This window comes from Streptomyces sp. NPDC048484 (genome assembly GCF_040651415.1).
GTDB lineage: Bacteria > Actinomycetota > Actinomycetes > Streptomycetales > Streptomycetaceae > Streptomyces.
Genome location: NZ_JBEZJY010000023.1, coordinates 18,522 through 39,569, shown reverse-complemented (window position 1 = coordinate 39,569; position 21,048 = coordinate 18,522). Strand labels below are relative to the sequence as shown.

At 71.7% G+C, this 21,048-nt stretch carries 17 protein-coding genes and 1 pseudogene; 10 read left to right on the top strand and 8 right to left on the bottom strand.

From position 1 onward, the window contains the following. Positions 1-54 precede the first annotated feature (54 nt). The 4 genes from AB0D14_RS23460 to AB0D14_RS23445 are packed head-to-tail and all read left to right on the top strand — an operon-like array spanning position 55 to position 4,965. Positions 55-1,632 carry an ABC transporter substrate-binding protein gene (locus AB0D14_RS23460; RefSeq protein WP_362782030.1) on the top strand — a complete coding sequence of 526 codons (1,578 nt, stop codon included), beginning with the start codon at positions 55-57 and terminating at the stop codon, positions 1,630-1,632. After that, positions 1,629-2,582, top strand: a complete 954-nt coding sequence (locus tag AB0D14_RS23455) for an ABC transporter permease (RefSeq protein ID WP_362782027.1) — start codon at positions 1,629-1,631, stop codon at positions 2,580-2,582. Before AB0D14_RS23460 ends, AB0D14_RS23455 begins: the two co-directional genes overlap by 4 nt. After that, positions 2,579-3,403 carry an ABC transporter permease subunit gene (locus tag AB0D14_RS23450; RefSeq protein ID WP_362782024.1) on the top strand — a complete coding sequence of 275 codons (825 nt, stop codon included), beginning with the start codon at positions 2,579-2,581 and terminating at the stop codon, positions 3,401-3,403. Before AB0D14_RS23455 ends, AB0D14_RS23450 begins: the two co-directional genes overlap by 4 nt. Next, entirely contained in the window at positions 3,400-4,965 is a 1,566-nt protein-coding gene (locus tag AB0D14_RS23445) for an ATP-binding cassette domain-containing protein (protein WP_362782021.1), read from the top strand. The genes AB0D14_RS23450 and AB0D14_RS23445 overlap by 4 nt, the downstream gene beginning before the upstream one ends. Here AB0D14_RS23445 and AB0D14_RS23440 read toward each other — a convergent pair. The 4 genes from AB0D14_RS23440 to AB0D14_RS23425 all read right to left on the bottom strand — a co-directional run bounded on the left by AB0D14_RS23440 (position 4,938) and on the right by AB0D14_RS23425 (position 9,773). Further along, positions 4,938-5,540: a response regulator transcription factor gene (locus AB0D14_RS23440; protein ID WP_362782019.1), complete on the bottom strand. Its 603-nt coding sequence runs from the start codon at positions 5,538-5,540 to the stop codon at positions 4,938-4,940. The two genes, AB0D14_RS23445 and AB0D14_RS23440, sit on opposite strands and share 28 nt — an antisense overlap. Beyond that, entirely contained in the window at positions 5,537-6,751 is a 1,215-nt protein-coding gene (locus AB0D14_RS23435) for a histidine kinase (protein ID WP_362782017.1), read from the bottom strand. Before AB0D14_RS23435 ends, AB0D14_RS23440 begins: the two co-directional genes overlap by 4 nt. Positions 6,752-6,831: 80 nt before the next feature. Then, positions 6,832-7,389 carry a hypothetical protein gene (locus tag AB0D14_RS23430; protein ID WP_362782015.1) on the bottom strand — a complete coding sequence of 186 codons (558 nt, stop codon included), beginning with the start codon at positions 7,387-7,389 and terminating at the stop codon, positions 6,832-6,834. A 146-nt stretch (positions 7,390-7,535) separates the two neighbouring features. Next, positions 7,536-9,773, bottom strand: a complete 2,238-nt coding sequence (locus AB0D14_RS23425; protein ID WP_362782014.1) for a hypothetical protein — start codon at positions 9,771-9,773, stop codon at positions 7,536-7,538. Between the two features lie 379 nt (positions 9,774-10,152). On the opposite strand from AB0D14_RS23425, the gene AB0D14_RS23420 reads away from it, so the two are divergent. After that, complete coding sequence (locus AB0D14_RS23420; protein WP_362782012.1) at positions 10,153-10,797, top strand: hypothetical protein; 645 nt, start codon at positions 10,153-10,155, stop codon at positions 10,795-10,797. After that, positions 10,787-11,611, top strand: coding sequence for a class F sortase (locus AB0D14_RS23415; protein WP_362782010.1), 825 nt, complete (start codon positions 10,787-10,789; stop codon positions 11,609-11,611). The genes AB0D14_RS23420 and AB0D14_RS23415 overlap by 11 nt, the downstream gene beginning before the upstream one ends. 122 nt (positions 11,612-11,733) lie before the next feature. Here AB0D14_RS23415 and AB0D14_RS23410 read toward each other — a convergent pair whose 3' ends face one another. After that, positions 11,734-12,585 (bottom strand): GNAT family N-acetyltransferase, encoded by an 852-nt coding sequence (locus AB0D14_RS23410; RefSeq protein WP_362782008.1) that lies wholly within the window; start codon positions 12,583-12,585, stop codon positions 11,734-11,736. 67 nt (positions 12,586-12,652) lie between these two features. Here AB0D14_RS23410 and AB0D14_RS23405 point away from each other — a divergent pair. Then, positions 12,653-12,745 (top strand): annotated as a pseudogene (locus AB0D14_RS23405) (DNA-binding response regulator); the annotation flags it as partial. On the opposite strand, the gene AB0D14_RS23400 reads toward AB0D14_RS23405, so the two are convergent. Continuing rightward, the gene (locus tag AB0D14_RS23400) at positions 12,705-13,727 is read right to left on the bottom strand and encodes an alpha/beta hydrolase (protein WP_362782005.1); all 1,023 of its coding nucleotides are present in this window, start codon (positions 13,725-13,727) and stop codon (positions 12,705-12,707) included. The pseudogene AB0D14_RS23405 and the gene AB0D14_RS23400 sit on opposite strands and share 41 nt — an antisense overlap. A gap of 361 nt (positions 13,728-14,088) precedes the next feature. Here AB0D14_RS23400 and AB0D14_RS23395 point away from each other — a divergent pair, with 361 nt between their 5' ends. The 3 genes from AB0D14_RS23395 to AB0D14_RS23385 all read left to right on the top strand — a co-directional run bounded on the left by AB0D14_RS23395 (position 14,089) and on the right by AB0D14_RS23385 (position 17,388). After that, on the top strand, positions 14,089-15,489 hold the full coding sequence (locus AB0D14_RS23395) for a S1 family peptidase (RefSeq protein WP_362782003.1): 1,401 nt from the start codon (positions 14,089-14,091) through the stop codon (positions 15,487-15,489). Between the two features lie 153 nt (positions 15,490-15,642). Beyond that, the gene (locus AB0D14_RS23390; protein WP_362782000.1) at positions 15,643-16,866 is read left to right on the top strand and encodes a damage-control phosphatase ARMT1 family protein; all 1,224 of its coding nucleotides are present in this window, start codon (positions 15,643-15,645) and stop codon (positions 16,864-16,866) included. Positions 16,867-17,040: 174 nt separating this feature from the next. Continuing rightward, positions 17,041-17,388, top strand: coding sequence for a hypothetical protein (locus AB0D14_RS23385; RefSeq protein ID WP_362781998.1), 348 nt, complete (start codon positions 17,041-17,043; stop codon positions 17,386-17,388). A gap of 151 nt (positions 17,389-17,539) precedes the next feature. On the opposite strand, the gene AB0D14_RS23380 is transcribed toward AB0D14_RS23385, so the two are convergent. Together AB0D14_RS23380 and AB0D14_RS23375 are read right to left on the bottom strand one after the other, a co-directional pair. After that, positions 17,540-19,906, bottom strand: coding sequence for an AAA family ATPase (locus AB0D14_RS23380; RefSeq protein ID WP_362781996.1), 2,367 nt, complete (start codon positions 19,904-19,906; stop codon positions 17,540-17,542). A gap of 211 nt (positions 19,907-20,117) precedes the next feature. Further along, positions 20,118-21,048, bottom strand: a 931-nt coding sequence (locus AB0D14_RS23375) for an MFS transporter (protein ID WP_362781994.1), incomplete at its 5' end; no start/stop codon positions are given.

Genomic DNA, 21,048 nt, shown 5'->3' with positions numbered 1-21,048 from the left:
CCTCACCTCACGCCACACCTCACCCAGCAGACCTCGCACAGCAAGGACATCCTCATGCGTGACTACCCTCGCCTCCGTCGCAGAGGCCTTCTCGCGGCCGCCTCCGGCATCGGCGCCCTCGCTCTCGTCGGCTGCGGCGGACCGGACGACCCCGCCGCGGACGGCTCCGGCAACGGGAAGGACGGGAAACCCAGGCGCGGCGGGCGGCTGCGGGCCGCCTTCGCGGGCGGCGGCGCGAGCGAGACGCTCGATCCGCACCTGGCCAACCTGTTCGCCGACGTGGCCCGTGCCAAGGCGCTCTTCGACAAGCTGGCCGACTACGGGGACGACCTCTCCGCCCGGCCGCGCCTGGCCGCCGGCTGGGAGCCGAACTCGGGGCTCGACCGCTGGAAGGTGACCCTGCGGAAAGCGGACTTCCACGACGGGAAGCCGGTCACCGCCGAGGATGTGCTGTTCAGCTACCGCCGTATCGCCGACCCCGGGAAGGCGTTCCGCGCCAAGGCCTCCCTCGAACCCATCGACCTGAAAGCGAGCCGGGCCGTCGACGAGCGGACCATCGAGTTCGTCCTCAAGCGGCCGACCGCCGAATTCCCCAACGTGCTGGCCGCGTTCGGCGCGTACATCGTTCCCGACGGGTCCTCGGACTCCGGCTTCGACAAGAAGCCGGTCGGCTCGGGCCCGTTCCGATTCGTGTCGTTCGCACCGGGCAGCTCGGCGCTCTTCCGCCGCAACGACGACTACTGGGACGGCGCCCCGCACCTCGACGAGGTGGAGTTCGTCGTCGCCAACGAGGAGTCCGCGCGAGTGAACGCGCTGCTCGGCGGGCAGGTCGAGTACGCCCATGAGCTGAACCCGACGACCGCGCGCGCCCACGAGGGCAAGGGCCAGATCGAGATCGTGCGGCTGCAGAACAGCGCCATGCAGGCCTTCGCCATGAAGACCGACCGGGCGCCCTTCGACGACAGGCGGGTCCGCGAGGCGTTCTTCCTCATCGCCGACCGCCAGGAACTCGTCGACGGGGCCCTGTCCGGGGCGGGCGAAGTCGGCAACGACCTCTTCGGCAAGGGCTACGAGTACTACGCCGACGATCTGCCCCAGCGCGAGCAGGACCTCGACCGGGCCCGCTCCCTCCTGAAGAAGGCGGGCGCGGAGAAGCTGAAGGTCACCCTGGACACCTCGGCGGTCGCGGCCGGTTTCACCGAGGCGGCGAGCATCTTCCGCGACCAGGCGGCCGAGGCAGGCGTCACCGTCGACGTCAGGATGGGCAGCAAGGACTCGTACTGGGCCGACATCCTCGACTCCGGAACCCTGTGCTGCTACCGCTCGGGAGCCATGCCCATCGAGTCGCACCTCTCGCAGCGGCTCCTCACCGACTCCACCACCAACGCCACCCGGTGGCACCACAAGGACTTCGACGCGCTCTACCAGCAGGCGCAGTCCACGAAGGACGGGAAGGAACGCGCCGCCGTGTTCGGGCGGATGCAGCGCAGGCTGTACGCCGAGGGCGGCTTCCTGGTGTGGGGGTTCGCCGACTGGATCATCGGAACTGCCAGGAGCGTCAGGGGAGTCGAGCGCGAGGCGCCCGCGAACACGCTCGACTGGGCGCGGTTCGACAAGGTCTGGCTGGCGTGAGCGGACTCGGCTCGTGGGTCGCCCGGCGGTTGCTGCTCGGCGGTGCGCAGACCGTGGCCGTGGTGCTGCTGGTCTTCGCGCTGACCGAGGCACTGCCGGGCGACGCGGCGGTGGCTCTCGCCGGGGACCAGCCGGACCCCGCCCGGATCGCCGCCATCCGTGAGGCGATGGAGCTGGACCGGCCCGCGTACGAACGGCTGGCCGACTGGGCGACCGGGCTGCCGCACGCGGACTTCGGGACCTCGCTGGCCTCCGGGCGGCCCGTCACCTCGTACATCTCCGGTGCCTTCGGTCCCACGCTTCTGCTCGCCACGCTCACCCTCGCGCTGCTGGTGCCGATCGGAGTCGGGCTCGGGGTGCTGGCCGCGCGTTTCGAAGGGCGGTTCGTGGACCGGCTGGTCAGCTCGGTGACGCTCGGGGTGTACGCGGTGCCGGAGTTCGCGCTCGGGGTGCTGCTCGTGACGGTGTTCGCGCTGCGGCTCGACTGGCTGCCGCCGACGGCAGTCGGTTACGGCACGGATCTGCCCGGGCATCCGGCCGCGCTCGTCCTGCCGGTGCTCGTCCTGCTGTCCCGCCCGGTGTGCTCGCTGTCCCGGCTGGTGCGCGCCGGAATGATCGACGCGCTCGCCTCGCCGTACGTCGCGCATGCCCGGCGGTACGGGGTTCCGGGCGCCCGGGTGCGGTACGCGCACGCCCTGCCGAACGCGGTCGCGCCCGCCGCCCAGCAACTCGCCCGTACCGTCGACTGGTTGTTGTGCGGGGTGATCGTCGTGGAGGCCCTGTTCGTGATTCCGGGCCTCGGGACCGTGCTGATGAACGCCGTGGCCGAGCGGGATGTGCCGGTGGTGCAGGGACTCGCGGTGGTCTTCGGGGTGCTCACGGTAGTGCTGAACCTGGGGGCCGATCTCGTCGCCCACCGGTTCGCGCCGCGGGCGGAGGTGGCCGCGTGAAGGCGCCTCGGACAGGGCTTCGGCGGGGGCTGCCGGCGGCTCGGTTCGCGCTCGGGGCCGTGCTGGTGTGTGTGCCGCTCGTTCTCGCGCTGTGCGGGCCGCTGGTCGCGGGCGGACCCGGACCGCGGGCCGCCTCGTTCACGCTCGGCGACGGGCACTGGCTGGGCACGGACTTCGTGGGGCGTGACGTGTGGCGGCAGGTGCTGCTCGGCGGCCGGCCCGTGGTGGTCGTCGCGCTCACGGCGACGGCGCTGGCGTATCTCGTGGCGCTGCCGCTCGGGCTGATCAGCGCCCTGACGCACAGAATCTGGCTGGAGGAGGGGCTGATGCGGCCGCTGGACGTCCTGCTGGCCGTGCCGTCCCTGTTGATGATCCTGCTGGTGGCCTCCGTGTTCACCCCCGGGGCCACCGGGCTCGCGCTGCTGGTGGCGCTCGTGAACATCCCGGACGCCGCGCGGATCGTCCGGGCCGCCGCGGCGGACGTGGCCGCACGGCCGGCGGTGGAGGCGCTGCGGATGCAGGGCGAGTCGTGGTGGCGTATCGCCGTGGGTCATGTCGGGCGGTCCATCCTGCGGCCGCTCGCAGCCGACGCGGGGGTACGGCTGACCGGTGTCCTGTACCTGGTGGCCACGGCCGCCTTCCTGGGCATCGGGGTGGCACCGGACGCGGCCGACTGGGCGGTGATGGTGGACCGCAACCGTACGGGGTTGCTCGTGCAGCCCTGGGCAGTGGTCGTCCCGGCGCTGTTGATCGTGGCGCTGACGACGGGGTGCAACCTGCTCTTCGACGCGCTGCTCAGGACCGAACGGAACAGTTCATGAACGGGACAACGGCGGTCGCGGAGATCGAGGAGCTGACCGTGGAGGTCGGCGGCAGACGCATCGTCGACGGGGTGAGCCTGCGGGTTCTGCCCGGCAGGGTGACCGCGCTGGTCGGGGCCTCCGGCAGCGGGAAGACGACCACGGGGCGTGCGCTGCTGGGCGAGTTCCCGTCGGGCGCGAGGGTCACCGGTTCCGTACGGGTGACGCAGGCGTTGGTCGGTTACGTCCCGCAGCACCCGGCGGAGGTGCTCAATCCCGCGCGGCGGATCGGTGCGCTGCTGCACGACATCGCGCGCGGTCAGGTGCGGGAGCTGCCTCGCCCCGAGCGGCGTCCGGCAGCACGGGAGCGCGTCCTGCGCGCACTGAAAGCGGCCCAACTGTCCGAACCATCCGAACTATCCGGCGGAACAACGCTGTTGCGACGCTTCCCGCATCAGCTCTCGGGCGGCCAGCAGCAGCGTGTCGTACTCGCCCAGGCCTTGCTGCTCGGTGCGCGGGTCGTCGTCGCGGACGAGCCCACCACAGGGCAGGACGCGCTCACCAGGCGCCGGGTCGTCGCGGAGTTGGCGGCGGTCGCCGCACGCGGGATCGGGGTCGTCCTGCTCAGCCACGACCTGGAGACGGTACGCGCGCTCGCCGACGAGGTACTCGTCCTGCGCGACGGCCGAGTCGTGGAGTCCGGCCCCACGGAACGGGTGTGGTCGGCTCCCTCACACCCGTGGACGCGTCGACTCCTCGCGGAACGGCCGGCTTTCGCGGAGGCGGAGGCCGCTCCGACCGGACCTCGTCCGGAGGCCGCACTGCGCGTCCGTGGGCTGCGCGCCCGTCACCGGCCCGGTGTCGAGGTGCTGCGGGTCCCGGAACTCGGCGTGCGCCCCGGCGAATGCCTCGCCGTCCTCGGCCGCTCGGGCAGCGGGAAGACGACTCTCGCCCGCTGTCTGGCCGGACTTCATCGCACATACGAGGGAGAGGTGCTGCTCGACGGGGTCCGGCTGCCCCGCAGTCTGCGTGACCGGGGGCGAGCCCGGCTGGCGGCCGTGCAGTACGTCTTCCAGGACGCGCGCGCCTCCTTCGACGAGCGTCGGCCGGTGCTCGACCAGGTGGCCAGGACGGCGGTACGGCTGAGAGGAGTGCCGGCCGCGGACGCACGGACCGAGGCGGTGGACGCGCTCAACAGGCTCGGCCTGCCGGACGAGTCGGCGGCGCGCACACCCGCCCTGCTGTCCGGGGGTGAACTCCAACGGGCCGCGCTCGCCCGGGCCCTGCTCGCACAGCCTCGGGTTCTGGTGTGCGACGAGATCACCTCCGGACTCGACTCGGTCACGCGCCGGGCCATCCTCGGCCTGCTCGCCGGGCTGCTCCGTGACCGCGACGACCTCTCCCTCGTCCTCATCACCCACGACCTGGACACGGCCCGGCTCGCCACCAGGATCGCGGTGCTGGATGCCGGGGAGGTGGTCGAGGAGGGACCCGCCCGGGAGGTTCTGACGGCGCCCTCGCATCCGTTCACCGTGTCGCTGGTGGCGGCCTCGGGTCAGATCCAGCCCTCCTGCCAGGCCTGATGGGCGGCGGCGTGCCGGGTGGGCGCTCCCAGCTTGGACATGGCGGCGGAGAGGTAGTTGCGGACCGTGCCGGGGGCCAGATGGACCACGGCGGCGATCTCGACGACCGAGGCTCCGGTGCGGGCCGCACGCAGAACCTCCAGTTCGCGGTCGGTTAGGGGGCAGTCGTCCTCGGTCAGCGCGGAGGCGGCGATGTCGGGGTCGACGTAACGACGGCCGGCGGCGATGTCGCGGATGATTCCGGCAAGCACCGCCGCAGAGGTGGTCTTGGGGACGAACCCGCGGACGCCGACGGCCAGCGCGCGGCGCAACACGGCGGGGCGGGCGTGCCGGGTGACCAGGATGATCTGCGTGGGCAGCCCGGCCCGGATCTCCTCGGCGGCGCGCAGTCCGTCGGTGGGCGGCATCTCCAGGTCGAGGACGGCGATGTCGGGACGGTGCTCACGGGCCAGCCGTACCGCGTCGGTGGAGGTGGCGGCTTCGGCGACCACGGTGAGGTCCTGCTCCAGTCCGAGCAGTGCCGCCAGGGCGCTTCTGAGAAGGTCCTCGTCGTCGGCGATCAGCAGGCGGATCAACGCGCCGCTCCGTTCTCGGGGTTCGCCGGGGCGGACCGGTTCGCCGGGGCGGCGGGGTTCGCCCGGGCAGTCTGACGGGCCGGGGCCGCCTGACGGGCCGGGTCCGTCGGCAGTGAGGCCGTGACCGCGAAGTGTTCACCGTCCCGGCCCCAGGTCAACTCGCCGTCGGCCACCCGCAGTCGCTCAGCGAGTGAGTGCAGTCCCGTGCCATGGCCGGCGTCCGGGTGCTCGTCGGCGCCGTCGTTGCTCACGCGCAGACGGGCGCGTCCGCCGGTGACACGGTAGTCGACCTCCGCGTGCCGGGCCCGGCTGTGGCGGAGCACGTTGGTGGTGGCCTCCCGCATCACCAGGCCCAGCAGGTGCCGGGCGGACTCGCCCAGTCCGGTGGTGGCCGTCGCCGGTTCGAGGGTCGTCCGGGCTTCGATGCCGGCGGCGGACAGCACCCGGGTCGCGTTGGCCATCTCGTCGTCCAGGGTGGTCCGGCGGTAGCCCTGCACCACGGCACGTGTGTCGCTGAGGGCGTCGGCGGCCAGTTGCCGCACCTCCTTCATCTCGGCGGCGGCGCGCTCCGGGGCCACCTCGACGAGCCTGGCCGCCAACTCGCTCTTCAACGCGATGACCTGAAGGTGGTGCCCCTGGATGTCGTGCAGGTCCGCGGCGAACCGGAGACGCTCGTCCTTCACCGCGAGCTCCGCCTCCAGCCGCCGCGCCTCGTCGAGCCGTCGCGCGGTGTCCCACGCCCACAGAGGCCCGAGCACGACCCAGACGGTGAATGCGACCAGCCCTGCCGGGAACAGCGCGGCGTGCGCCAGCTCTCCGTCTCCGGCGGCCAGGCTGACGACACCGCCGGGCAGAGGCGCGAGGACCACCGCGGCGATGATCAGCGGCCGTCTGCCGTGCGGTGCGAGGTAGGTCGCGACGATCGCCACCACCGTGGCGGGCGCCACCGCCCACAACTCGTAGTTGCGCACGGCCAGCGGGCACACCGCCAGCACGACCCCGGCCGCGCAAGCGGCGATCAGCCAGCCCAGGGGCGGTCCGCCCGGGCGCGTGCCCGCCGCCGGCAGCAGTCTCAGTCGTCCGGTGAGCAGCACCGCGGTCGCCACCGCCTCGACCGCCAGCGCGACGGCGGCCGGGCCCCGGGCCCAGAGTGCGACGTCCTCGTCGAGGATCCACTCCCCGACGAAGAGAAGCTGAACGCACACGGCCATGCCCGGCACGGTCCACCACGTATGGCGCCGGAGCCCGGTCAGCCCCGCCCCGTCCGTGACCTGTGGCCTGCGACCGCCGCTCAGCGGAAGTCCACCTCCACCGGGGCGGCCACGACCGTCGTACGAGGCACCCGCGCGACGAGTGCCAGAAGGTCCTCCCGGCCGGTGCCGGTCGCCACCCCGAAGCCGCCCAGCCAGTCCTCGGGCCGGGCGGCCTCGGTGTCGAACGTGAGGGTGTAGCGGTAGCGGCCGGACCGCCGAGGAGCGAAGTGGGCGAACGTCATGAGCGGCAGGCAGCCCGGGCCCGAGGTCGGGTCCCACGACTCGCCCGGCGCCAGCCGGCGCAGGTCCGCAGGCCGGAGCGGGCCGACGAGGGGGTCCTCGGCCGGTGCCGGGGACGCCACGACGAGGCCGTCCTCGGCACCCTCGACGCGCTCGACGTCTTCGGCACCCTCGGCGCCTTCGACACGCCGCACGGTCGGCAGATAGCGCGGAAAGCGCAGTCCGTTCTCGGAGCCGTCGAGCACTCCCGCGATCCACAGGTCGCGCTCGCCCGTGTTGCGCAGCTCCACCCGTACGGCAACCGGGCGGCCGAGGGGCTGGGGGCCGCTCGGCCCGTACAGGACGAGGTCGATCACGCGGTGGCTTCCCTTCCTGCGCCTCCCCGTCTCCCGTCGTCCGGGGCCTGTCCGCGATGCTGCCACAAGCCCGCCGGTGCGAGCCGCCGGGAGGGCGCTCACGGGCAGAGGGGCTCCCGTGAGTGCCCTCCTGGGCGCGGCGCGGGTCAGCCGCCGAACTCGGCGCTGAGCCGTGCCTTCGTGGTGTCGGCCTGGTCGCGTACGGCCTCCACGACATACGGCTTGAACGCGGGTGTGTCGAAGTGCCGGACCAGTTGGTCGAGCGTGGAGTTGGCCTCTTCCAGGTCGCCCTGGCGGGCGTAGGCGCGGGCGAGGCGCCGCGAGACCAGGTTGAGCGTCAGGTTGTCGACGCCCTTGCCCTGCTCGGAGGCCTTCACGACCTGGGTGAGCTGCTCGATCCCGGACTTGGGGTCAGGGGGCCGCACGGTCAGCTCGGTCTTGTCGGGGCTCAGGCTCTTGAACTCGTGCTCGAAGTTGAGGCCCTTGGCGAGGCGCGCGTACACCGCGAAGGGGTGCGTGGCGTGCCGCTCGATGATCTCCTGGAGCGCGTCGTTGCCGGACTGCAGTGACGGCGAGTCGGAGCCGCGCAGGGCGAGGATCTTGCCCTGCTCCTCTCCCATCATCAGCTCGGCGAGCCGGACGTCGTCCTGGCTGACGGGGTGCCGCACGTCGAGCCGCAGCACCGGTGAGACGATCCGGGATCCGTCGGACGCCAGATAGGCCGCGCGCAGCTGGTAGGTGCCCGGCTGCTGGAAGTAGTGCCCGTCGCGGCCGTAGCCGATGTAGGCGCTGCTGTAGATCGCGGGCCGGCCGGCGTCCAGGCGTACGGTCTGGTCCTGGTCGACGCAGCGGCGCAGCAGCGGCCGGTAGAGCACGGTGCGTCCAGAGGGCTGCCGGATGGCGATGCTGACGAGTTCGTCGTCGGGGTGGAGGTGGTTGTGCGTGGAGCGGCCGCGCAGGTCGGTCGTCTCCAGCTTCAGCTCCACGACCACGGGTTCGCCGAACGAGAAGCCGGCGTTGTCGGAACGCAGGTCCAGGCGGAGGCCGGACTCGTCGGTGAGGGGCTCGTCGAACAGCGCCGGTTCGATGTCGGCGGCGCCGGTGGCGAAGGCGTTGGCTCCCATGATGACGTTCCGGTAGAAGCCGTGCCGCAGGTGGATCTGCTCGTTGTCGGTGAACTGGAAGGGGAAGGCGCCCCAGTAGGCGGCCGCTCCGCCGTTCCCGTTCAACGGCTGGTAGTTCTGCGGGTAGTTCATCCAGGACAGGTCGGCGAAGCCGTTGTTGCCGCCGAGCGGGGCCGGGGGCGTCGCCAGATTCTTCTGCCAGGAGTGCAACAGGTTGAAGGAGTGGCCGAGTTCGTGAACGTACGTGCGCAGCATGGCGCGTTGTGCTTCCGGGTCGGCGCCCTGGATCAGGTCGTAGAAGACCGCGCAGCCCTGCCGCTGGAAGGAGTCGGCGGCGTCGAACATGATGCCGCGTACGCCCGCCATGCCTTCGTAGCTGCTGGCCACCAGCAGCCACACTTTCCATTGCGGGGTGTTGCGCCAGAGGCTGAAGTTGGCCTCCATGGCGCCGTGCAGTTCGGTGTTGGTCCAGCCGCTCTGACTGTTCGCGATGGTGTTCGCGGTGCCGGAGACCAGCAGTTCGATACCGGCCTCGGCGTAGGCCCTGGGCACGGTGAGGGTACGGGCCGGGCTGTTGGCGGGCTGCGGAAGCGATCCGGTGTCGTACGAGAGGAAGGGCACGGCCCCGGTCACGGAGTCCTGTTCCCACTCGACGGTACGGAAGTACGGCGAGACGTACGGGCAGACGTAGGTGGCGCCCGGCTGGCTCGGCGGGCGCAGGAACTCGACGGTCGCGGCGCCCGGCCGCTGGTTCGCCCTGCTGCGGGGGATGGTGACCCGCACGAGCACGAACGCGGTCTGCCAGGTGTAGGTGGCGACGCCCCTGATGACGACGTGGGTCGCGCTCCAGGAGACGGTGGGCGCGTCCACGATGAACGAGCCGAAGTACGCCTTCGTACCGCCGCTCGTACTGAAGAAGTCACCGCTGACCTTCCGCAGCACCTTCGGGCCGCCGGGGACGCTGTCGACGTCCACGCGTAGGTCCAGTTCGTAGCCGCTGCTGCTGCCGCCGTAGCGGCCGCGGGTGGGTCGGTGGGCCGGGAGTGCGGCGCCGGGCCCGGCGTGCGCGGTCGAGCCACCGGCCTGCGCGGTTGATCCACCGGCGGTCGGGCGCTGTTCCGCCGCGCTCGCTTCGGTGTCGCTCCGGTCCTGGATCGTGTCCTGTCCGTCGTCCCACTCCTCGGGGACGGACGCGTCGGCCAGGGGCGGCGCCGAGAAGTCGGCCGTCCCCGTGGTCGGGTCTCCACTGGCTGTCGACATGGCGACAAGTCCTCCGTTCGCCTTGATGCGCCGTGCAACGGGCGGCGTCCATCGACGCCACCCAGGGTCCCGACCGGCCGGGAGGACTGGTGCGTGAACGTTGGCACCGTGCTCCCGCCGCGTCAACGATCCTTTCCGTTGTCCCGCAGAAATACGACTGTCCCGCAGAAATGCGACACGGTCTCCCGTCCGCTGGTTCACCTCGCCGAGGCAGGGTCCTCCGAGGACGTCGGTGAGGCTGCGGGCCCCAGAACGTTGGTCCGGACGGGCGACATCTGACTCTGCATCAGCGATGCGCCGCGTTTCCCGCCCGCAAACGTGAAAGGGAGTCGGATGCAGAAACGATTTGTACGACAATCATTCCGCTCGGAGGACTCGTATGCCCATCTCACCGCTCTCCCGCTCCGTCGGCGCCCGCACCGGCGCCGCAACCCTCACCGCGGTCGCCCTCGCCGGCACCGCCCTCCTCGGGGCACCGGCCGCATACGCCGCCGCCCCCGGCGACAAGGGTGACGTCAAGATCCACGCCGAGACGACGTCCCCCACCGACCAGCGCACCGAGTCGAAGGTCTGCAAGTTCTACCTGTCCGCCTTCAACTTCGACGGCGTAGAGGGTGTCACCTGGACCATCGAGCCACAGCCGCTGGCCTCGGCCAGCGCCACGCTCACCGGCACCCTCGCCCTCCCCATCGGCACCGGCTACACGGACACGCTGGCGCTGCCCGACGGCGACTACAAGCTCACCTTCAAGCCCGTGGGCGTGACGGGGGCCGGCAAGGAGAAGATCTTCAAGGTCGACTGCAAGCCGGACGCGGCGACCAAGGCGGACGTGGCAGCCAAGCCGGATGCCAAGCCGGACGCCAAGGCCCAGGCCCCCACAGGCGCCGTGCCCGCGGGTGGCGGTGGTCTCGCCGACGTGCCGACCGTGTCGGCGGTCGCGGCCGCCGGAGCGGTGGGCCTGGTCGGCGTGTCCGGCCTGGTCTACTTCCGGCAGCTGCGTCGCCGGCCCAACGGTGTCGCTTAGTCACGCGCCCAGGCCCTGGTACCACACGCGTGCCTACCGCCTGACGAGAACGGCGATCCTGGCGTTCTCGCTGGTGATGGGCGGCATCTGGTGGATTGAGGACGACGGCCGGCCCGCTGTGCCGGCCGCCGCCTCGACGGTGGAACCCGGGGACGCGTTCGCGTCCCCGGGTCCGCCCGCTTCCGCGACACCGGAGCCCCGGCGCAGCTCCGTTCCCGAACAGCCTCCCGTCCGCCGTCCGACCCTGCCGACCCGACCACCCTGGTCACCCCAAGCACCCCAAGTACCCCAGGTACCCCAAGCGCCTCAGACACCTCTGCCGTCTCAACCGCTCCAGCTCCCGCGGTCCAAGCCCACAGCGCTGAGCATCCCGTCTCTCGGCCTGGAGGCGCCGCTGGTCGGACTGCGTCTGGACCGGCGGCGGCAGCTCACTCCCCCACCGCTCGACAAACCCAAGCTGGCCGGCTGGTACGAGGGCGGGCCCTCCCCCGGAGAGGTGGGCACCGCCGTGGTGGTCGGCCATCTGGACACCCGCTCCGGGCCCGCGGTCTTCGCCGGCCTGAGCACACTGACTCCCGGCCGGCTCATCGAGGCCCGGCGCGCCGACGGACGCACCGCCGTCTACACGGTGGACGCCGTCCGCACGTACGAGAAGGCGCGCTTTCCCAGTCAGGAGGTGTACGGCGCCAGAAACCGTCCGGAGCTTCGGCTGATCACCTGCGGCGGGGTGTACGACCGGAAGACCGGCTACCAGAGCAATGTCGTCGTCTTCGCACATCTGACGACGGCACGGGGGCCCTGGCGCAATACCTAGGGCCACGTTCCCGTCTGCTGGGCGGCGCCCGACAGACGGGAACACACCCGACGGACGGGGATGCGGGACGCCAGAACCCCGCGCGGCGGCATCGGGGACTTGGCGGCGGTGGACACAGGCTCTCAGGGCCGTTTCACCAGAATGGCTCGGGTGTAGAGCAGATCGAAGCCCTGGCGCTGCGCGTTCTGCTGGGACTTGGACCCCGGCTGCGTGGTGATGACGGCGATGTCGCAGCCGGCGGTCGTGGCGTGGGCGAGCCGGGTCGAAAGCAGCGCGGTCTGGACACCCCGGCGCCGGTGCGCCGGTGCGGTCGCCGCGCCGGTGAGCTGCGCGATGCCCTCGGCCATGCGGTAGCCGGCGCCGCCGGCAATGACCCCGTCGCGCAGCGCGACGCAGCGCATGACGCCGGCCGCCGCCGCGAGATCGCGTACGGCCCTGGCGATGACCTCGCGCGAGAACTCCTCGTGCGAGGGCACCCCTTGTGCGTCGGGGTGGGCGAAGCCCTCCGTCACGACGTCGAGCCACTGCTCGAACTCGTCGTCGCCGCTCGGCCGGACCTCGACCCCGGTCGGCGTGACGCACTCGTGCTCCCTCTTGAGACCACGGCCGAGCACGTTCTCGAACGATACGAGCCGATAGCCCCGTTCGGTCAGCAGGGCACCGATCGCGGGGTCACCGAGGTGGGCGAGCTCGATCTGTACGGGGGAGCCGCAGGCGGTGAAGGACCGTTCGACCTCGTCGAGATCGGCCGCGCTCGGTACGCCACCGAAGCCGAGCCCCGCGACCTTGTTGAGCGGCGAGTCCTCTTCGGCGAAACTCGCCACGCCGCCCGCGACAGGAATCACGAACCCCGCCGTGTCCGGCCTGCGCCGGTGGGCCGCCTCGCTGCCCTTGGCGATGAGCTGCGCCTCGACCCGCTCGATGCGCTCGGCCAGAACGGTGTCGCAGAAGAGGGGCGATCGGTCGGCATTCATGGCTTCTCTGTGCTCCCTTCGCAGCATGGGGCCGTCTCAGCGTGAGACCGCTCTTGCAACGGTGCCGGTGTCCCGGCTCCCCTCCAAACTCGGCGCCCGGGACCGGGTACGGCTCGTCATCATCGCGTACGAGTCGGGGCTGGTGTCGTCGGGCCGTTGAGGGACTTCAGCCAGTCGGTCAGGATCCGGTTGACCTCGTCGGGGCGTTCCTGCTGGACCCAGTGGCCGCAGCCCTCGACGAGGTGCGAGGAGACCAGGCCCGGGAGGGTGCTGGGGAACGCCTTGATCGCGTCGGCCAACCAGGCGATGGAGGCGTCGAGTTCACCGGCGACGAAGAGCGACGGCTGTGTGATGGGAGCGCCCTCGTGGTCGGCGAGGTCCTCCCAGTCGTGGTCCATGTTGCGGTAGCGGTTGAGCGCGCCGGTGAGTCCGGTCCGCTCGAACTCGGCTGCGCAGAAGTCGAGTTCCTCGTCCGTGAGCCAGGACGGGCGGTCCTTCACGAACCGGTCGGAGAGCTTGCCGCCCTTCGGGACGAAGAAGACCGCGCCCTCTCCCGACGCCGGCATCGTGTCGGCGGCCAGCGTGGCGTAGAAGCCGGCCAGCCATGCCCGTACGTCCGGCTCGATCTCCGCCTCCGCCCGGCCGGGCTCCTGGAAGTGGCTGACGTAGAACTCCTCGTCCCCGCCGATCATGGCGAAGGCGTCGGTCGGCCTCATACCGCCCCGGGGCGCGTACGGCACACCGAACATCCCGACGGCGGCGAACACGTCGGGCCTGAGCAGCGCGGAGTCGGCGGCGATGGTCGAGCCCCAGTCGTGGCCGACGATCACGGCGCTCTCCTCGCCGAGCGCCCGGACGACGGCCACGTTGTCCTCGACATGGGCCCCGATCCGGTACGCCTCCACGTCGTCCGGTGCCGAGGAGCGCCCGTAGCCGCGTACGTCGATGGCTACCGCGCGGTAGCCCGCCGCGGCGAGCGCGGGGAGCTGGTGGCGCCACGAGTGCCAGAGCTCGGGAAAGCCGTGGACCAGCAGGACCAGCGGGCCGGTGCCCTGCTCGACCAGGTGGATGCGGCCGCCGGGGACGTCGACCAGTCGGTGCTGGGCCTCCGCCGGGGTGAACGGGCTGACGTCCTGCGACATATGTCCTCCTTGACGCGGGTTGGCATGGGTTCCGCTGCTGCCGATCATGGCGTCGCCCGCACCGAGAGGCGAAGGATGTTGCCGTTTCGGCAAATTCGGCAGATTCGGCAAAAGCGTGTCGGGAGACGGAGCCGACGCCGCGTTCACCGCTCCGGGCGTCCCGGGGTGCGCCGACACGGTCCGGCATGACCCGGCGTGACCCGGCGCCGCCCGGATGACAGGCGGGTTTGCGCCGACTCCGAACGCCCTGGCGGCTCGGTGAACCGGACCGTGCGACGGCACGTACTGAAGGAGGGCGTTCACCTCGCGGGAACGCTCGCGAAAGTGACGCTGTGTCAGGACAGTCGCACGGGAGCAGTGGATGAGGCACGCACGACGGAATGTTCAGCGAATCGCACGGTTCGCCGCCATCGGCGGGCTGGCCTGCGGAGGGCTGATGGTCTCGCAAGCCATGGCGAGCGAGACGTCGGGCGATCCGAAGACTCCCAACGCCGAGACCCGGGCCGCGCGGACGGGCCAGGGCCTGGTCGCCGACCTGGGCACCTCGCGTACGGCCGGCAGCTGGATCGACGCCAAGGGTCGCCCGGTAGTCGCGGTGACCGACGAGAAGGCGGCGGCCGACGTACGCGACGCCGGTGCCGTCGCCAAGGTCGTCAGCCACACCATGCGCGACCTCAAGTCCGCCACCGCGGCGTTGAAGGACGCGCCCAAGGTGGCCGGCACCTCCTGGGCCATGGACTACGCGACCAACCAGGTGGTGGTGCGCGCCGACAGCACCGTCTCCGCCGCCGCGTGGGCGCGGATGACGAAGGTCGCCGAGGGCATCGGCAAGTCCGTACGCATGGAGCGGACGGAGGGCACGTTCACCCCGCGGCTGAACGGCGCCGACTCGATCTTCGCGAGTTCGGGACGCTGTTCGGCGGGCTTCAACGTGACGAACGGACAGAACAACTTCATTCTCACGGCCGGCCACTGCGGCCCCGTGGGCACGACGTGGTTCTCGGACCAGCAGGGAACCAAACAGGTCGGAGCCACCATCGCGGGTTCGTTCCCCGGCAGTGACTTCTCGCTCGTGCGGTACGACCCCGGCACCGCCCTCAACGGGGCCGACATCGTGAGCGTCGGCGACGGCCAGGGCATACGGATCATCGGGGCGGCGGATCCGGCCGTCGGCCAGAAGGTCTTCCGCAGCGGCAGTACCACCGGCCTTCAGTCCGGCCAGGTGACGGGCCTGAACGCCACGGTGAACTACCCGCAGGGCACGGTCTCCGGCCTCATCGAGACCACTGTGTGCGCCGAACCGGGCGACAGCGGCGGCCCGATGTTCGCCGACGGACTGGCCCTGGGCGTCACCTCGGGCGGCAGCGGGGACTGCGCGGCCGGCGGCACGACGTTCTTCCAGCCGGTGACCAAGGCGCTGGACTCGCTCGGTGTGAAGCTGGCGAGCGATCCCGCAGCGGCCGGCCAGGGCACACCCTCGTCCGGCAGCAGCGGTGCCGCGGGCGCGGCGGTACCGCCCGCCACGTCCTCGACCGCCCCCGGTGGCGCGGCCCTGCCGGGCGCCAAGGGTCCGGTGGACACGGCCCCCCAGGGGCAGACTGGCAGCGTGACCTCGGCACTGGACCGGCTCGGGGAGTACAGGAACCTCGGCCCCGGGCTGTTCGTCATCGCGGGGAGTCTGCTCGCGCTGGTGGCCCTGCGGATCCGTTCGCAACGGGGTCGCAGGCGCTACCGCAACCAGTACGCACAGAGCTGGGGCTGATCATCGAGGCGGTGCTCGTCCGCGCCCCGGCCGACCTCCACGACCACTTCCGCCGGCTGCCGACCGGAGAGCGGGCCGACGTCACGGTGGGGCAGACGTCACGGTGGGACGGGCTCGCCGGCCGGTGAGCGGCACGGGCGGTTTACTGGAGGCATGACGCACCCCAGTCGCCACACCGGCCGAGCCCCCGCCGACGTCACAGCAGGTGCCGCAGCCGCCGCCGAAGACCGTGCCCCCGTCGTCGTCGGCGCCCCGGGCTCCTTCGCCCGCAGCGTGCTGGACGAGCGACACCCGGCCCTCATCGAGCGGGTACGGCGGGCCACCCCGTACCCACCCGAACTGCAGCGGGCGCTGGACGCCCTCCTCGACGAGATCACCAAGGGGTTCGTCGGACGGCTGGACGACGGCGAACCGGGCGCCGGGGACTGGCGGGACGAGCCGTACTACGGGCAGCGCTGGGCGGATGTGCCGTTCCTCTGGGCGGAAAGCTTCTTCTACCGCAAACTCCTCGCCGCCCTGCGGCACTTCACGCCGGGCCCCTGGCAGGGCATCGATCCCTTCGCCCCCTTCAAGAACGCCGAACTCGCGGGCGCCAAGGTCGACGAGGAACTGTCCGCGTTCGACCGCCTCCCCGGGCTCCCCCCGAAGGAGCAGGACCGTACGCTCCTGCTCTCCTCCCTCTGGGGCAACCGTGCCGATCTCGGCTTCCGGCTGTCGGCGGGCGAGGCGGGGTTGGCCGACAGGGTGCAGGGTCTCGTCGTCGACGACTCGCAGGCGCTGTGGGAGAACCTCGCGGCCGGCGAGCCCGGCAGGGTCTGTCTCGTCGCCGACAACGCCGGCCCCGAACTGCTCCCCGACCTCGTCCTCACCGATCACCTGCTCACCACCGGGCGGGCCGCCTCCGTCGTCCTGCACCTCAAGCCGTATCCGTACTACGTCTCCGACGCCACCACCGCCGACGCGCTCGCCTGCCTCGACCGGCTGACCGGTGCGTCGGGCCACGCGGCGGCGGTCGGCGAACGGCTGCGGCAGGCCGTGGGCGACGGACGGCTGGTCCTGCGCACCCACCCGTTCTCCTGCGCGCCACACTCCTACGACCGGATGCCCGCCGACCTCCGGGAGGACTTCGCGTCCGCCTCGCTCACCGTCATGAAGGGCGACCTCAACTACCGCCGCCTGGTGGGCGACCGGCACTGGCCGGCCACCACCCCGTTCGCCGAGGCCACCGCGTACTTCCCCGGCCCGGTGGCGGCCCTGCGGACGCTCAAGTGCGACGTCGTGACCGGGCTGGCACCGAGCACCTTGGAGGAACTGGACGCGAGCACGGAGCCCTGGCGCACGAGTGGGACGCATGCCCTGATCCAGGTCAGGCTCTGACCGTTCCAGCGGTGACACAGGCTCAGAGAGGGCGTTATACGGGCTTTCATCGAGTTTCAAGTTGAGTCCGTGTCTGGTGCGGACGCCGTCGGTTCGGCAGGGTGAACAGGTCGGGTTCGGTGAGGATGCCGCGGCTGACCCACACCGAAGAACCTCCGCGTCGCCGGAGTCATCGTGCTCCTCTATGCCCAGCCCCTCACCCGGGTCGTCCGGCTCACCGTCGACGACGTGGTGCACAACGGAGAAGCAGTACTTCTCCGGCTCGGGGAACCGGCCTCACCCATCCCCGAGCCGGCCCCTTCCCTGCTGCTGGACTACATCGCCGACCGCGACCACATGAACACCGCCACCAACCAGGCATCCCCCTGGCTGTTCCCCGGACGCCGGGCGGGTCAGCCCTTCCGCCCCGACCACCTGTCCGCACTCCTCAACGAGACCGGCGGGACCTGGAGCCGATACGCCGCTGGAGATCACACACGGTCACCAGCAGGTTGGGTTCCACGGGGAATTGGCGACAGTTGAATACGAGCGCCCACCAGTACCAAGCGCGGACTACGGAGCAGAGCCTGATTCATGGCACTCCCCCGGGGAGGGCCTCCCGGCCCTTGTGCGGGGGTTGTGCAAAGGGACCTGTGTGGCAAGGCGTACGAGATTCCGGTTGTGCGCGGTCGCCTCAGCTCGGCTGGGGCGCGGTGGGATGGTCGTTGCCGGGGTCCGTGGATCCGTATCGGGTGGCCCAGAAGGACAGCCCGGAGCGGTCGGCGAGTCCGAGGCTGGTGAGGACGTCCGCGATGCGATCCGCGACGGATCGGGGGTCGATGCGCAGCTGTTCAGCGATGGCCTGGTCGTCCAGGCCCTCGGCGACGAGTCGGCAGAGGTCTGCCTCGGTGGTGCTGAGCGGGCGGCTGTGCGCCGTCGGGGTCGGCGGTGGGGGCGCGAGCGGTGCGTCCAGCGCGTAGGCGACAGCCTCTGCGATGTGCATCCGGGCGCCCTTGGCGAAGGCTGCCTCGTAAGTGGTGGTGCCCAGTTGTTCCATGGCGGTTCTGGTTGCCCGTGTCCGTATCGAGGCGAGGAACGGCGCCCCGGTGACCGCCACGGCGTAGGTCTGGCGCATCGTGCGTGCCGAGCCGAGCAGTTGGGCGGCCCGTTCGCCGTCGAGAAGCGAGGCACGCAGTCCGGCCAGGACTTCGAGGGTGACGGCCATGCCGATCACGTCGTGGAAGGCGTACTGCACCCACAGGGCGTCCCGAACGCGGGCGATGGCGGCGGAGAAGCGACCGAGGGACCGGTCGGTCTGAGCGAGCAGCCAGTCGAGGTGCGAGCGCATCCAGATCTCTCCGTTGGCGGTGCACAGTTCGCGGGCCTCTTCCAGGACCGCGCGGGCTTCCCGAGTGCGGGAGCGGGCGAGCCAGGCCGCTCCCAGGGCGCAACGGGCGGGGACCGGGCCGGGGTTGAGGGGGGCCTTCGGGTGGTGAAGGCCGACGGCCTGGGTGAGCAGCGCGATGGCCTGGTCCCAGTCGCCGCGCAGGAAGGCGACCTGGCCCAGCCACTGCATGCTGAATGCGGTGCCTTCGGTGTCGCCGAGCCGGGCAGCGTCGGCTGCGGCCTCCTCCAGGTAGGGGGCGGCACCGTCGGCGTCGACCTGCACGCTGGCGATCCAGCCACACACCCACAGCGCCCGGGTACGGTCGGTACCCGCTTCGACCGGCAGCAGCCGCAACGCCCGTTCCAGGTAATCCCGGCCCTCACGCAGGCGTCCGCAGCCGATCCACTCGACCCACAGCCGGGAGGCGATTTCGAGGGCCATTCGGGAGTTCTCGGGTCCGCGGTGGGAGAGCAGGTACTCAAGGGCGGCGCGCAGGTCGGGCATGTCCGCCGACATCCGTGCGTGCCAGGCGAGTTGGGCGGGACCCGACCAGGCCGCTTCGGCCCGGCGCACCAGCCACAGGCAGAACGCGGCGTGCCGCCACTGCACCCGTTGCTCCTCGCCGAGCTCCCGCAGCCAGGTGCCGCCGTACTCTCGCACCGTGTCCAGCATGCGGTAGCGCACGTCACCACGGCCGCTCTCGCGGATGAGGATGGACTTGTCGGCGAGCGTTTCCAGCACTTCCGGGATGTCGTCGCGCGGCAGGTTCTCATCGGCGCATACCTCGGCGACGGCGTCCGCGTCGAAGGCGGCGGCAAAGACGGCCAGCCGAGCCCAGGTCAACCGTTCTGCGGGGGTGCACAGTTCATGGCTCCAGCCGATCGCGGCGCGCAGCGCGCGATGGCGCAGGGGTGTGCCGCGCGTGTGGTTGGCCAGGAGCGCGAACCGGTCTTTGAGCATCGCGTCGATCTGCCCGACCGACAGGACGCGCAGTCGCGCGGCGGCGAGTTCGATCGCCAGCGGGATGCCTTCCAGCCGTGCGCACAGCGCCTGCACGGCCAGCAGCTGACGGTGGCATTCGGTGGCCGCGTCGGGCGCCACGCGGGCGGCACGGTCCAGAAACAGCCGCGCCGCGTCGGAGAGTTCGTCCGCACCGTGCGGAGCGGGCCGCGGCTCGATCGGTAACGGGGCCACAGGGACGGCCTGCTCCCCGGGCAGGCCGAGTGGTTGGCGGCTGGTGATCAGGACGCGCAGGCCCGGCGCGTTACGGAGCAGGGAGCGGACCAGCGCCGCGCAGTCGTGGAGAAGATGCTCGCAACTGTCCAGGATCAGCAGCGTGCTCTTGTCGGTGAGGAACTCGGCCAGTACCTCCGGCAGCGGGCGCGCGGACCGCTCCCGCAGCCCGACCGCATCGGCCACCGCGCGTACAAGCAGGGCACGCCCCCGCAACTCGGCCAGCTCCACCAGCCACACCCCGTCGGCGAACCGGGACTGGACATGGCCGGCGACCTGCAGGGCCAGCCGGGTCTTTCCCACCCCTCCGATTCCGGTGAGCGTGACCAGCCGGTTCACCTCAAGGGCTTCGGCGACAGCCGCGCACTCGCTCGTCCGCCCGACGAACAGGGAGAGCCCGGCGGGCAGGTTGCCTCGCGTGGACAGGCTCTGATCGCTCACGCGTCAACCTTTCCGCAGATGGCGCATATACCCCTCTACACGGTAGTACCGCGGAGGTGCGCCCGGAGAGGGTTCGGCGCGGCCCCTGGCGCCCAGGGGCCACTTGCTGGACCGCCGGGCGTCCAGGATCGAATACCCGCGGACGCCTCGCGATGCGGTTGGACCCGGCGCCCCGCGCCCGGCTTGCGACCGGCTTGCGACCGAGGCCGTTCTACGCGTAGGAGTGGACGTGGCCGCGGGCCGGCAGCCGGGCGGCCGGCACCGCGCCGAGCGCGGCCACGGCCGCGAGCACGACCAGTGCGTGGCCCATCGCGGAGGAGGTGAAGGCCGCGTCGGTGCGGACGAGCGTCGCGGCCAGCGCCACCCCGAGCGCCGGGCCGACGTTCATCGCGGTCTGCTGGAGTCCGCCCAGGACGCCCGCAGACTCCACGGACGACTCCCGCACGACGACCGCCGTCGCGGTGACCAGCACGGCAACGAACCCGGCGCCCAGCAGCAGGAAGCAGCCGCCGATCACCACGGAGCCCGACGCCTCGTCGAGGCGGGACATCAGCAGGGTGGCGAAGGCTACGAGGAGCATGCCCGCCACGCTCACCCGCCGGGGGCCGTGCCGGCGGAGCAGAACCGCGGAGACCGGCGCCCCGGCCACCATCGTCACGGCGAGCGGCAGCGCGTGCAGGCTGCTCCGCAGAGGGTCCAGAGCCAGGACGTCCTGCAGGTAGTACGTGCCGAGGAACAGCGCGCCGAACATCGCCGCCGACACACTCACCAGCACGCCGAGTGCCGAGGTGACCGCGGCCGAGCGGAACGCCTCGGGCGGGATCAGCGGCCCGTCCGTACGGCGTTCGTGCCGGACGAAAGCGACCAGGGCCACCGCCGCGCACAGGAATCCGAGGGCGGTGGCGGCCGTCCAGCCGGATTCCGGCAGGCCGACGAGGGTGTGGACCAGACTGATCAGGGTTACCGCCAGGAGACCGGCGCCCGGCACGTCGAGCCGCCGTACGACCGGGGCGCTCGACGTCTCGCCCCCTGCGGGTCCGCGCAGGACGGGTCCGCGCAGGACGGGTCCGCGCAGGACGGGTCCGCGCAGGACGGGTCCGCGCAGGACGGGTCCGCGCAGGACGGGTCCGCGCAGGACGGGT